This window comes from Asticcacaulis sp., from assembly GCF_027484505.1.
Taxonomy (GTDB): domain Bacteria; phylum Pseudomonadota; class Alphaproteobacteria; order Caulobacterales; family Caulobacteraceae; genus Asticcacaulis.
On sequence record NZ_JAIXSV010000256.1, the window covers coordinates 1 to 13,756 of the forward strand.

Annotated in this window: 8 protein-coding genes; 1 reads left to right on the forward strand and 7 read right to left on the reverse strand. The window is 61.7% G+C overall.

The window, feature by feature from the left end:
• The 6 genes from Q0072_RS14910 to Q0072_RS14935 all read right to left on the reverse strand — a co-directional run.
• Positions 1 to 302 (reverse strand): hypothetical protein (locus Q0072_RS14910; RefSeq protein WP_298331585.1); only part of this gene is annotated, 302 nt, incomplete at its 3' end.
• Between the two features lie 177 nt (positions 303 to 479).
• Entirely contained in the window at positions 480 to 2,960 is a 2,481-nt protein-coding gene (galA, locus tag Q0072_RS14915; RefSeq protein ID WP_298331586.1) for a beta-galactosidase GalA, read from the reverse strand.
• 88 nt (positions 2,961 to 3,048) lie between these two features.
• Positions 3,049 to 5,952 carry a TonB-dependent receptor gene (locus Q0072_RS14920; protein ID WP_298331587.1) on the reverse strand — a complete coding sequence of 968 codons (2,904 nt, stop codon included), beginning with the start codon at positions 5,950 to 5,952 and terminating at the stop codon, positions 3,049 to 3,051.
• A 152-nt stretch (positions 5,953 to 6,104) separates the two neighbouring features.
• Positions 6,105 to 7,073 carry a FecR domain-containing protein gene (locus Q0072_RS14925; protein ID WP_298331589.1) on the reverse strand — a complete coding sequence of 323 codons (969 nt, stop codon included), beginning with the start codon at positions 7,071 to 7,073 and terminating at the stop codon, positions 6,105 to 6,107.
• On the reverse strand, positions 7,060 to 7,629 hold the full coding sequence (locus Q0072_RS14930) for an RNA polymerase sigma factor (RefSeq protein ID WP_298331591.1): 570 nt from the start codon (positions 7,627 to 7,629) through the stop codon (positions 7,060 to 7,062). Before Q0072_RS14930 ends, Q0072_RS14925 begins: the two co-directional genes overlap by 14 nt.
• Positions 7,630 to 7,902: 273 nt before the next feature.
• Complete coding sequence (locus Q0072_RS14935; protein WP_298331593.1) at positions 7,903 to 9,282, reverse strand: arabinogalactan endo-1,4-beta-galactosidase; 1,380 nt, start codon at positions 9,280 to 9,282, stop codon at positions 7,903 to 7,905.
• 144 nt (positions 9,283 to 9,426) lie between these two features.
• Between Q0072_RS14935 and Q0072_RS14940 the strand changes: the two genes are divergently transcribed.
• A complete protein-coding gene (locus Q0072_RS14940; RefSeq protein WP_298331595.1) occupies positions 9,427 to 12,672 on the forward strand; it encodes a PAS domain-containing protein in 3,246 nt (1,081 codons plus the stop codon).
• 195 nt (positions 12,673 to 12,867) lie between these two features.
• On the opposite strand, the gene Q0072_RS14945 is transcribed toward Q0072_RS14940, so the two are convergent.
• Complete coding sequence (locus Q0072_RS14945; protein ID WP_298331597.1) at positions 12,868 to 13,755, reverse strand: ROK family protein; 888 nt, start codon at positions 13,753 to 13,755, stop codon at positions 12,868 to 12,870.
• Between the last annotated feature and the right edge of the window lies 1 nt (position 13,756).

The following is a 13,756-nucleotide window of genomic DNA, read 5'->3' on the forward strand; positions in this document are numbered from 1 at the left end:
AGGTTCGCGCCGGTCTTGTAGAAGTCCTTGGGGCGATTATCGACGCCTTTGGAGAATTTGAAATCCCAGGTGCCATCCAGCGACAGGAAGCGCTTTGAGGCGGCCTTGTCTCCCTTCAGTGCCAGATCACGGCTCTCGAAGTTGAAGAAGGTCGCCTTCATCGGCTCGCGGTTCACCGCCACCACCTCAGGCTGCTCCCACTCCGCCACGGGCGCGGTTTGCGCCAGTACGGGCGCCGCGGCGAGCATCATCACCCCCGCCGCCACCGAACCCATCACCATCTTCCTGAGCGATCCAGACATATCTTACCCTTTTTCGTCTGTTTATTTGTCTGATAAATTATGGCGTCAGACTCACGACGTGGCCAGCAAAAAGTGCGGTCAGGGGGTAAAAAAGGGCAAGACAACGTCCGTTTAGGGCATTTTTTGTTTGACCAGTCTCAGATGGTGAGGGGGAAAGGTCAGGCAAGTGAGCGCCCGCTAAGCGGTGATCAGGGTCACGCTCGAAGGCTTCAAACCCTCCGCCGAGGCCGTCACTGTGATACGTCCGGCCGAACGGCCGGTTTGCACAATCGCCTGCGCCAGACCGTTGAACAGCTTGCGCTCAGAGGCCTTATCGGCCTCGTGGCTGGCCGGATTACCGTTGCCAACGCCAATCACTGCCCCGCCGCCGGACAGGGAGAATGTCACCAGATTACCGGCCTTGGGCACCGGGCGGCCCTTGGCGTCAAAGGCTTCGACCTTAAAGATAGCCACGTCGCGGCCATCGGCCTTCAGCGTGGTGCGATCGGCCGTCAGGACCAGCTTCGTTGCCGGTCCGGCGGTTTCGCGCGTGGCCTTCAACACCACCTTGTTGCCCTTATAGCCAAAAGCCTGAATCTTTCCCGGCTGATAGGCCACATCCCATTCGAGGTGGCGGTTTTTGACGACGGTCTTCTTGCCTTGTGACTTGCCATTGACGAAAAGTTCGACGGCATCGAGATTCGAATGAACCCAGATGGGTATGTTTTGCCCTTCCTTGCCCTCCCAGTTCCAGTGCGGGAACAGGTGCAGAAGCGGCTCGCTCTTCCACCAGGCGCGGTAATAGAAGGCATTGTCCTTCGGGAAGCCGCAGGTGTCGAGAATGCCGAACTGCGACGAAATGGCCGGCCAGCGATTATAGGGCGTCGGCTCTCCGCGATAATCGAAGCCCGTCCAGATAAAGCCGCCCGCGATAAAGGCCTTCTCATCGAACAGCGGCCAGTAGGCTTCGGCGGTCGAGGCCCACCACGGATGCTCGGTATCATAGGCCCGCAACACGGAGCGTGCCGGGTCATTGACGTATTCGCCGCGTGTTGAGACCGTTGAGCCGGTTTCCGAGCCATAGATGGGGATGTTCGGATAGTCGGCGTGGAACTTTTCCATCAGGTGATGGCGATAGTTGAAGCCCAGCACATCGACGACCGAGGTGATGCCCTTGCCGTAGGAATTGTCGAGCGCCGCGGTCACCGGACGTGTGGGGTCAAGGCGCTTGCACAGGGCCTTCATGGTCTTCGCGACTTCGATGCCACGTTCCGTGCCTTGCAGCGGTTCCTCATTGCAGATCGACCAGGCGATGACCGACGGGTGGTTGCGGTCACGGCGAATCATGGCGTCGAGCTGATAGAGGCCGTCTTCCGACGACGACATCTTGCGCGTTTCGTCGATGACGAGGATGCCCAGCCGATCGCAGGCCATCAGCACTTCCGGCGTCGGCGGATTGTGCGAGCAGCGATAGGCGTTGGAGCCCATGTCTTTCAGTTGCTGCAACCGCCAGACTTGCAGGGCATCGGGGATGGCAGCACAGACCCCGGCGTGGTCCTGATGGTTGTTGGTTCCTTTAAGTTTGACCGATTTCCCATTGAGCAGGAAGCCTTTTTCGGTGTCAAAACGGATGTCGCGCAGGCCGAAATAGGTCACCACCCTGTCCTGAGTGCCGTCGCCTGTCTCAACCGTTGTTTCCAGCCGGTAGAGGTGCGGTGTGTCCACCGACCACAGGACGGGATCGGCCAGTTTCAGCGTCTGACGCATGGTGGTGGACTCTCCCGCCGCGACCTCAGCCGTGGCCCCGTCCTGCGCTGCCTTGCCCCCGATGGCCGATGTGAGTTTGACGCTGCGCGACTGAGTGAAGGCATTGCGCACCGTGGTGACGATCTCGACCGTGCCGTCGGCCTTTCCGCGCACGCAGACGCCCCATTGCGGGATATGCACGGCGTTCGTCTTCACCAGCCAGACGTGGCGATAGATGCCTGCGCCTTCGTAGAACCAGCCTTCGCCCTCGGTCGCATCGACGCGCACGGTCAGGATATTGGGCTTGTCGTCCGTATTGATGAAGTCAGTGATATCGACCTGAAACGAGGTGTAGCCGCTCTCATGCCGTTTCAGGATAAAGCCATTGAAGATGATCAGCGCGTTGCGGAACACGCCGTCGAACTCGATCCACAGGCGCTTGCCCTTGTCCGCCGGGGACACGGGCACCACGCGGCGATACCAGCCGATAGAGGTTTCGGGGAAGTCGCGGCCAATCGGCTTATAGCCGTGCGCCGCCAGCATGTCGGGCTCGTCCTCGCCATTGGCGACGGGACCTTTGGCCCCTTGCGCAAAGGGCAGGGCGACGGCCCAGTCGTGCGGCACGTCGATCTTTTGCCAGTTGGAATCGTCAAAGTCAGCGCCAACGCAGGTGGCGACGCGCGCGCCCTGCTTGGCGTGGGTACGCAAGGCCTGCCCATAGTCGAAATCGCGGCTCATGTCGCTGGCGTGGCCAAAGGTGAAGCGCCAGTCGAGATCAAGCGACAGGCGCTCACGCGGGCTGAGGTCGTCCTGCGGGAAAAAGTCGATGACGGGCTCATTCGTCTTCGGTGCTGCTACGGCGTGTGGTGCCGTCAGAGCCGCCCCGGTGACGGCGGCGGTTTGCAGCAGGCGGCGACGGTTAAGATCGGTCATGACGGTTTCCTCTGGTTTGTAATTATCTTACAAATAAAGAGGCCGGGCTTTCAAGCGAAAACCCGGCCTTTCAAGTGTATGAAATCGATTAGAATTTGTAGGTCAGATCGAACAGGAAGCGACGGCCATAATAGGACATGTCGCCCACGCGGTTTGACTTATAGTCCGTGTAGACCTTCATCGGCGTATCCAGCAGGTTGCCCGCCTGGAAGCGCAGAGAAACGCTGGAGTTGACATTATAGCCCGCCGAGAAGTCGAGCGTCGTTTCCGGCATCACGCGCACCAGATTGGTCGAATCCCAGCCGAGGATGGCGGTATACTCCGAATGGTACTTGGCCCCCAGACGCGCTTCGAATTTCTTGTCCGAATACCACAGGTCGAGGATGGCCGTGGTGTCGGCCACGCCGTTCATCGGCAGCGGATTGCCCGCCGGGACGAATTCCTTGATATTGGAATTGACCAGAGCCAGGTTGGAATAGATGCCGAAGCGGTCCAGCCACGACACGTTCGGGAGGAAGGTGTCGAACGGCGTCTGGAAGGTGAATTCGACACCCGAAATAAAGCCGCCCTTGCTCGAATTGATCGGCGAGGTCAGGGTATAGACATTGCCGTTGATCGTTTCGGTGCGCTGGTTATAGCCGACATAGTTTTTGACGTTTTTATAATACCCCGCCACCGCGAACAGCGAGTCCGGACGGAAGTAATACTCATAAGAGACGTCGATCTGATCGGCTTCAAACGGCTTCAGATAGGGGTTGCCGGCCGAGCCCGTATAGGGGGCTGAGGTTGAGATGGCGCGGTTGGCCTTCAGTTCGTTCAGCGGCGCGCGCGACATGACGCGGGCCAGACCGAGCTTCAGGAAGCCATTGTCGATTACCTGCACCTTGACCGAGGCCGAGGGCAGGACCTTGGTGTAGCTGACGCCGCCCGTGGTGGGGGTCAGGGTCACGCGCTCGACCCAGTTGCCGGGGGTGGCTTCGACCCAGACGCTGGTGCGCGAGTCACCCGAAGACTGGCTATCGACATTGACGACCCTCAGGCCGACATTACCCGTGACCGGGGCGTCGATAAACGTCGAGGCGAAATTGCCCTGCACATAGGCTTCGCCGACCTTTTCCGAGACTTCGGAATTGTAGGCGATCTGATCCGGCGACAGGCTGAAGGCGTTGGCACCATAGACCTGCGTGCGCAGGGCGTCGAAATCCCCCTTCAGCATGGCCGGAACGTTGAAATTCTCGAGCTTGTAGGCCGTCAGGGTCGAAGCGTTGACGCTGCCTGTGACCGGACCTGCGGCCTGCGTATAGCCGGTGGCTTCCGACTTGGTGCGGTCGGCATAGCGGGCGCCGAACTGTAGCGAGGTCCAGAAGTCACCGCTGAATTCGCGGCGGAAATCGAGCTGTCCCGACGTCAGTTCGTCCTTGACCTTGCCCACATCATTGGTCCCGGCCACGGTGGACAGGGTGGCCGTTTCCGGCTGTTGCGTGACGGTGATGAACGGGTCTTCGGTCAAAAGCCACGTCATGCTGGACGGATAGTATTCCATCTTGATGGCGCGCCAGGTGTTTTCACGTTCGGCATTCGAATAGGAGAGGTCGGCGGTGACGGTCCAAAGCTCGCTCGACCACTTGCCGTTCAGACCCGTGACCAGCAGCGACTTGTCTTCGGCATAGCGAGCCACGACGGGCATCAGGCGCGACCAGGCGGTCGCCGCCCCGACCAGATCGCCATTGACGATGACGGGATTGCTGAAATTGCCCGTATTGCCACCGGCCCAGTTGCCCCAGTTGTTTTCCCCGTACCAGGTCTGGTTCTGGTCTTCCTGAATCTTGTACTTCGAATAGAGCAGGTCGTAGGTCAGCTCAAACTGCGCATTCGGGCGGTACTGCGCGCCAAACGACGCTGAGTAGCGGTCCGCATCAAGGAACTTGGCTTCGGCACCTGCGCCCCACGGTGTCGGCACCTTGGGGCCGCCCGCGACGACCGGGCCGGTCGAGTTACCGGCGCGGATCGAGTCGTCGTTGAAGCCCCAGCCACGGAAGCTCTCATAGCCGTTCTTCTGCTTCTGACCCGTCAGGCCGATAACGAAGGCGAACTGGTCATTGACCTTCTTCACCCATGAGCCAGAGGCGCGCCAGCCGAGGCCGTCATAGCCCGGAAAGGCCTTGCCGCCGTCATAATAAACCCCACCGGCGCGGACGACGAATTCAGGCCCCGAATAGGAAAGGGGGCGGATAGTTTGCAGATCGACCGTGCCCGAAATGCCGCCCGACAGGAGGCGGGCTTCGGAGGACTTATAGACGGCGGCTCCGGCGACCACTTCCGACGGGTAGATTTCCCAGCGGACGTTACGGTCGGGTTCGGAGGTGGCCACTTCGCGGCCATTGACGGTGCCCAACACCATGCGCGGACCAATACCGCGGATCGAGGCCTGACTGTCGTTGCCGCGGTCGCGCGAGGTGGTCACACCCGGCAGCCGCGCCAGAGATTCGGCGATGGTGACGTCGGGCAGGACGCCGATTTCCTTGGCCGAGATAAATTCGGCCACCCCGGCGCTGGAACGCTTCTGATCGATGGCGTCGCGTAGCGACTTGCGGATACCGACGACCGTCACCTCTTCTGGCGCATCGGCGGGGGCTTCGGCCTGCGCGGTGTCGGCGGTGCGTTCGATGCTGGCGGCAGAGGCGCGCACCAGCACGGCAGCGCGACCATCGTTCGATTTGAGGCTAAGGCCCGTGCCGCTGATCAACTGGGTCAGGGCCTTATCGACGGGCAGGGTGCCTTCGACGGCATTGGTGCGCAGACCATTGAGGTCATCGGCGCTGGCCAGCACCTGAAGGCCGGATTGTTGGGCGAAAGCCTGCACGCCCTTGGCGGCGGGTTGCGCCGGAATGGCGAAGGCCTTGCTTTGGGCAAAGGCGGGGGCGCTATAGGCGGCGCTGACGCTCAGCGCGGCGATGAGGGCGGCTCGTGAGGCACCGGAGAACTGGATCATTATGGTGTTTCCCGTAGGACCGCGCCGTGGAGTGGGACTGCGGTTGCTTTTTATCGGGTGTGCCGGTCTGGCGGCAGTCACCCCTCCTGTTATCCAAGATGAAGCCCGAAACGCTTTCCGCCGCCTCATTCGATATTTTTATCTTATTTATTTTATTCCGCGCCGATAACGATGCGCGTGTCGTCGATGCGCACCGGTACGTCGAGCGCCAGATGCACCGAGCGGGCAAAGGTGTCCGGCTGATCGGCGCGGAACCAGCCGACCAGCTTCTCCTCCCCCAGCGCCGGATCGGCAATCACGATCTTGCGGCTGTTGTAGCGGTTGAACTCAGCGGCGGCGTGGGACAGGCTGTCATTATCAAGCGCGATCTGTCCTTCGCGCCACGCCAACCGCCGATCGACGGCGTCCGGGGCGTATTCGGCGCGGATCGGCTGCGGTGCATAGGGCACGAAGACGCGACCCCCGGCCTCAAGGCGAACCGGTGTGTCCTGGGCCTGCGTATTCCATACCTCGACCACGCCTTCGCTGACCATGACCTCGGCCCCGTCGGGGTAGCGGCGCACACCAAAGGCCGTGCCCACCGCGCGGGCGCGCACCGTATCAGCTTCGACCACAAAGGGGCGGGCCTTGTCCTTGGCGACCTGAAACCATGCTTCGCCGCGGATCAGGCGGATGTCGCGGCGTTTGGCGCCCAGTGCCACGTCCAGCGTGGTGTCTGTATTAACGCTGGCGATGCTCTGGTCTTTCAATGGCACCTTGCGCAGCTCACCCACCTCGGTCTCAAGGCGCTGGTGCGTCAAAGCCGGCACGATCAGGGCCGCGCCGGCAACCGACGCCGCGATCAGGCCGCTACTGGCCAGCCACTGGCGACGGGTGACGGTGCGCGGACGGGGAGCTAAGGCCTGAAATGGAGAGGTACGGATCGTATCGGCGGTGACGCCTGCGCCCATCACGCTGGCGCGATCCAGCATGGCCCAGGCGGCTTCGGCGCGAAAAAACGCGCCCTGATGCCGCGTATCGGCCGCCAGCCACGCCTCAAGCGCGGCCTGATCGGCCTCATCCCAGCGCCCGGCGGCGCGTGCCGCTATGTAGGCCGCAGCCTGTTCGTCAATGGCCGACATGCCGGGTCCGGGCGGGTTGCATCGGTGCCAGAACGGGCGCATCGCCTTCGGCGACCTGCCTCAGGATCAGGGTGAGGCCGCGCGCCGTTTCTTTTTCCACCACGTTCTCGCTCAGGCCCAGCCGCGCGGCGGTTTCGGCCTGAGACAGGCCGTGCACCTTGCGCAGCTCAAACACGGCCTTGCAGCGGGCGGGCAGGCTCTCGATAAAGGCCATGACGCGCGACAGCTCGCGGCGCGCCGAAACGGCCTGTTCCGGCGTGGGCGACAGATCGGCCCGACCCAGCTCATCGAGGTTTTGAACGGTAGTGATCGACACGACGCGGTTTTTCCTGATCTGCTCCAGCATCAGATTGCGCGCCATCCGGTACAGATAGGCGCGCGGATCGGTGATATGGGCGTAGCTGGTCTGGCGCAGCAGGCGGTAATAGACCTCCTGTACCAGATCGTCGCGCTCGGACGGCGAAAGCCCGGCGCGCGACAGCCACTGACGCATCCCCGCCTCGTGCGGCAGGATGTGCGTCCCGATGAAAGCCAGACGTTCGTCGTGGGCGCTCATAACCGCCCCGCCCGACAGACGCCTCTACGGTATAAAATGCACGAGCGGCGTGTTTCCGCCGCGTCAGCGTACTTTTTTTGGCAAAAACCGGTTTGAATACGCACGGTGGCACTCCCTGAGTCCCCCGTCTCTCGTGATTCAGCCGGTGATGAAAACCGGTTTCCCCATTTTCATCACCTGCCCACAGGCGGGGTTGTCTCACAGAGTAAACACGTCCGCGCGTTTTTGGCCAGATAATTGTATGACAAAAGACGCGCGGACGGCGGTGTGTGATTATTTTGTCGATAGGGTCGCCACGCCCGCCTTGGCCGGCACGGTGATTTCCGAGGCGGGGGCGTCTTTCAGGGCCTCGGGGGTGGTGGCGGCTCCGGCCAGCAGCGTCGAACCGGGGCGCTGCCAGCTGCGATAGACGAACCAGCCGGTTTCGCGCCTCATCTGTACGGCCAGACCGCCGGTGAAGTCGCCGCTGATGAACAGGGCGGGCTGACCTTCGTCCTTCACCCGGAAGGTCATTTCGACCGGATAGACGTAATCGGCCCTGGGCCAGTCCAGCGCCGGCAGGGCCTTGCCCGTAAAGTCGAAGAAGGTGGCGTTTTCCCAGTTGGAGCCGCTGCCCCAGCGCGTCTTGCATTTCGTGGACACCCACGCCGGTTCCCAATAGACGACGCCCGCGCCGCCATTGTCGAGGGTCAGTTGCATCAGGTTGTGCAGGTAACGCGCCTGACCTTCGGGCGAAAAGCCATAGGCGGGGAAGGTGGAATCTTCACCCATCAGGTTGACGTTTTCGTCCATGTGTTTGTCGGTAAAGGGATAAGCCGTTTCGACCACCACAATATCCTTGCCCGGATAGGTGTGACGCAGGCGGTTGATGACGGCCCCAAGGCCCGCCATGTCCATCTTCGACCACTTTTTATAATAGCTGATGCCGATCAGGTCGTAGCCTTCGATCCCGGCCTTGGTCGCCTTGAGAAACCAGCCCTCGACATTTTCGGGCTGGGCGATGTGCAGCATGATGCGCGGCGTCTTGCCGGCCTTGGCGCCTGCGTCCTTCACAGCGCGGATGCCGGCATTGAACAGGCGGGCATTGCGTTCCCAGTTGATCGGCTTGACCGGATCGCCTTGTTTCCACGTCACCGAGCCCATCATCTCGCCATTGGTTTCATTGCCGACCTGTACCTGATCCGGCATCAGGCCCTGCGCGCTGAGGGTCATCAGCGTGTCGTAGGTGAATTTGTACAGGGCCTCGACCTGCTGATCGGTGCTGAGAGGGGCCCAGGCGGCGGGCACCAGTTGCTTGTCGCCATCGGCCCAGTCATCGGAATAATGGAAATCAAGCAGGACGGGGAGGCCGGCGGCCTTGGCCCGTTTCATAGCCTTGGTCACGTCGGCTAGGTTCGAATAGGGTGTCCATTTGGGATCATTCCACAGGCGCAAGCGCACCAGATTGGCCCCGGACGATTTGAACAGCGCATAGACGTCTTCCGGCTTGCCATTGCGGCTATAGGTCGCGCCGCAATCCTCCATCTCATTCACATAAGACAGGTCGCTGCCGAAATAATAGGCGCGTCCTTCGCGGGCTTCGGCGGCGGGCAGGGTGCCCAGCATCAGCAGCAGGGCGGCGGGCAGGGCGCGGAGCGGGCGGGCAAGGGGCATGAAATACTCCAAAGTCAGGTCTGTCCCTATCCAAGATGAAGCGCGCAGCCTTTTCCGCCGGACGCGCGGCAGTAGCCATGATTGAAAACTTATACGGCGGCGCTTAGCGAAGGAATATACTGGCTCTGTTCCCCCAAGGTTTCCATGCCCGCCCGTGATGACGCACGCTTTGCGCCCCAATCCGCTGGCGGCTACGCCCGCAGTCTCTTGTCTGTCGGTGGGGCGTGCGGACGTCTGATCGCCGAGAAAGACTGGTCGCAGACCGAACTGGGCGACATCGAGAGCTGGCCCGCCTGCCTGAAAACCTGCGTCAGTCTGATTGTCGCCTCGCATGTCCCCATGACATTGGTGTGGGGCGAGGCGGGTTTGCTCATCTATAACGACGGCTATGCCGAAATTTCAGCGGGGCGCCATCCCGAAATTCTGGGCATGGATGTACGGAAGGCGTGGCCGGAAGCCTCTGAGTTTAATGACAATGTTGTTCGCAGCGGGCTGGCCGGACAGACCCTGGCCTATCGCGATGTGCAGTTTGAGCTCAACCGGTCGGGACAGCCGGAACAAATCTGGTTTGATATCGACTATTCGCCGGTGCGCGATGACAGCGGAAACCCGGTCGGTATTCTGGCCATCGTGGTCGAAACGACGCGCAAGGTCTTGCTGGAACGCGCCGCCACTGCCGAGCGCGAAAGTCAGGCGCGGTCACTGCGCCACATGCCGGGTTTTGTGGCGACGCTGGAAGGGCCTGATCACGTCTTTACCTATGTCAACGAGGCCTATCGCACTATTGCCGGTGAGCGCGACTATCCGGGGCACAGCGTGCGGCAACTGTTTCCTGAAGTGGCTGATCAGGGGTTTTACGAACTGCTGGATCAGGTCTACACAAGCGGGCAGCCTTTCACCTCGCGCAGTTTTCCGGTCAATCTCTCCAATCAGAGCGAAACGCGCTATATCGATTTCATCTATCAGCCCGTGTTCGACGACAAGGGCGCGGTGACGGGGATTTTCGTTGGCGGCTACGATGTCACGGATCATAAGCACGCCGAAGACGCCCTGAAAGCGCTCAATGCGACGCTGGAAGACCGGGTGACGCACGCTCTGGCCGAGCGCAAGATTCTGGCGGATGTGGTCGAAGCGACCGAAGCCTTCATCCACGTCATCGACAACGACTATAACTGGCGGGCCATCAACCGTGCCACCATTGCCGAGTTTCAGCGCCTGTTCGGGGTCACGCCGCGCGTGGGCGACAATCTGCTGGACTTGCTGGCCGGCCACCCCGACGCGGTGACCCATGTGCGAACCCTGTGGGATCAGGCGCTGGCCGGAGAAAGCCCGGTCACCATAGACGAGTTTGGCGGGGACACGGGCGAGCGACGCGCCTATGAAATCCGTGCAGCGCCGCTATATGGGCTCGATGGTGAGATTATTGGCGCCTATCAGTTTGCCTATGACGTGACGCAGCGGCTGGAGCAGGACGTCCTCCTGCTGCAAACCGTGCGCGAGCTTGAGGAGCGGGACCGGTTGTGGTCCCTGTCGCAGGACCCGTTCCTGATTACCGACAATGAAGGACGCTGGCTGAAGGTCAGTGCCGCCTGGACCCACCTGCTGGGCTGGACGGCCGAGGAACTGATCGGCCAGACCTCGCAGTGGCTTGAACACCCGGACGATCATGAAACGACGCGCACGGAACTGCGCTCGCTGGCGGCGGGCGGCAGCACGTGGCGCTTTGAGAACCGGTTGCGTGGCCGCGACGGCCAATATCGCACCTTCTCGTGGACGGCGAACGAGGAAAACGGCCTCGTCTATTGCGTGGCGCGCGATATTAGCGACGACATCAAACGCGCCCGCGAACTGGAAGACAGCCGCGATTTCGCCCGTCTGGCGCTGGGGGCTGTCGATGGCATCGGCGTTTGGACCTATGACGTGGCCAGCGACCTCTTCCATTATGATGATGGTATTGCCAGCGTCTATGCGCTTGATCCCAAAGCGGGTGTGAGTGGCGTCAGCCGCAAGGTGTTTTTGTCCAACGTGCATCCCGATGACCGGGCGGCTTTGCGCACCACTATGGCCGAGGGGCTGACGCGCCACGGCGATATCGAGCTGGAATACCGCCTGATCCATCCGGATGGGTCGGTGCATTGGGTCCTGTCGCGCGGGCATACCTATTTCGAAGAGGGGCAACCGGTGCGCCGCACGGGGGTCGGCATCGATGTCACCGCCAAGCGCCAGCTTGAGGAGCAGTTGCGTCAATCGCAGAAGATGGAGGCGGTGGGTCAACTCACTGGCGGTATTGCGCATGATTTCAATAACATGCTGGCCGTTGTTATGGGATCGCTGGAACTGCTTAACCGGCGTATCGGCACCGAAGACGTGCGTGCCCGGCACTATGTGACGCAAGGTCTGGAGGGGGCCAAGCGCGCCGCCAACCTCACCCAGCGCCTGCTGGCCTTTTCGCGTCAGCAGCCCCTGCGGCCCGAAACGGTCAATGTCAACCGCCTGGTGGGGGGCATGTCGGAGTTGCTGGCCCATTCGCTGGGGGGCGCTATCCAGCTTGAGACCGTGCTGGCCGCCGGGGCGTGGCCGGTGGACGTCGATCCCAACCAGTTAGAGAATGTCCTTCTCAATCTGGGGGTCAATGCCCGCGACGCCATGCCCGACGGTGGGCGGCTGACCATCGAAACCCAGAATGCCCACCTCGATTCGCGCTATGTGGCCGAAGAGATCGGCGTGGCGACCGGGCAGTACGTGCTGATCGCTGTCACAGACACGGGCTGCGGGATGCCGCCGGATGTGATCGCCCGCGCTTTTGATCCCTTCTTCACCACCAAGGGCGTGGGTAAGGGGACGGGTTTGGGCCTCAGTCAGGTCTATGGTTTCGTCAAACAGTCGAACGGCCACGTCCGCATCTATTCGGAGCCGGGGCAGGGCACGACAGTCAAGATCTATCTGCCGCGCCTGACCGGGGTGGATGTCGCCGTCCCCGACCACGGGCCCTCAGAGGGCGTGCTTTTGCCGGGGGAGGCGCGCGATGTTATTCTGGTGGTCGATGACGAGGCCGTGGTACGCCGCTTCAGCTGTGACGCCCTGAGCGAACTGGGCTACCGCGTGCTGGAGGCCGACTCGGCGGCGGCAGCGCTCAGGTTACTGGACGCCCATCCGGAAATCCGACTGCTGTTTACCGATATTGTGATGCCGGAAATCAATGGCCGCAGGCTGGCCGATGCAGCCCAGAAGGCAAGACCCGACCTCAAGGTGCTCTTTACCTCCGGCTATACCCGCAATGCCGTGGTGCACAATGGCGTGGTTGAAGCCGGGGTCGAACTGATCGGCAAGCCGTTCAGTATCGAAGAACTGGCGGCGCGGGTGCGGGAAATGCTGGACCGCAAGGTTTAGAGCGGGATGATTTTAAGTGGAAGCATCATCCCGCTCTAAATTTCTGTTTTGTCGCGCAATTTCTCCGAAAAGTGGTTTCCACTTTATCGGATTGCGCTCTATTGGAACGATTGTTGATGGACTCCTTCCGCTCCAATCGCACTTGCGGATTTGGGGAAGAGGAATCGGCAGTGCGGAAAGCGCTACAAGGGGTTTCTAACAGAGAGCCCGACGGGCCAGCTCGATGGCTCCCAGCATCCCGGCGCGATCGCCAAGATGCGCCGCCTGAATATAGCGGTCCATACTGTCGGCAGAGTCCAGCGCCTCCAGATAGCCATTGAGCAGCCGGTGGCAGGTCTGACGCGACGCCCGCAGGACCGGCTCATTCAGCCCTACACCACCGCCGACCAGAATCCGCTGGGCCGAGGTGATCAGGGCCAGATTGCAGAACAACTGCCCCAGATAGTCGCCCACCATGCCCCAGACGGGATGATCGGGCGGCAGGGTTTCGGCCTTTTGTTCGGTGCGCGCTTCGATGGCCGGGCCACAGCTTAAGCCTTCGCAGCAATCGCCGTGGAAGGGGCAATGGCCGGCATAGGTATCGTCCGGGTGGCGGCGCACGCGGATATGCCCGGCTTCTGGGTGCAAAAGGCCGTGCACCGGCTGATCGGCAACGACCAGCCCGACCCCCAGACCCGTCCCCACCGTCACATAGACGAAGGTGTCAAGGTCTTTGGCCCCGCCCCAGCGCTTCTCACCCAGGGCCGCGCCATTGACGTCGGTATCGAGGCCAACCGGCACTTCCGGATAAGCCTCGGTCAATGGGCTCAAAAGGTCGAAACCGCTCCAGCCCGGCTTGGGCGTCTTGCGGAAGCGGCCATAGGTGGAGCTCTGGGGATTGACGTCGATGGGGCCGAAGCTGGCTATGCCGATGGCGTCGAAGGCGCGCCCTTGCGACAGGGTGTCCAGCACGCGCAGTACTTCCGGCCACGTCTCTTGCGGCGCGCGCGTGGGGATGCGCAGGGTCTGAAGGTCGTCGGGGCCGGAACCAACAGCGACATTGACCTTGGTGCCGCCGACCTCAAGGGCTGCGAAATAGGGCATG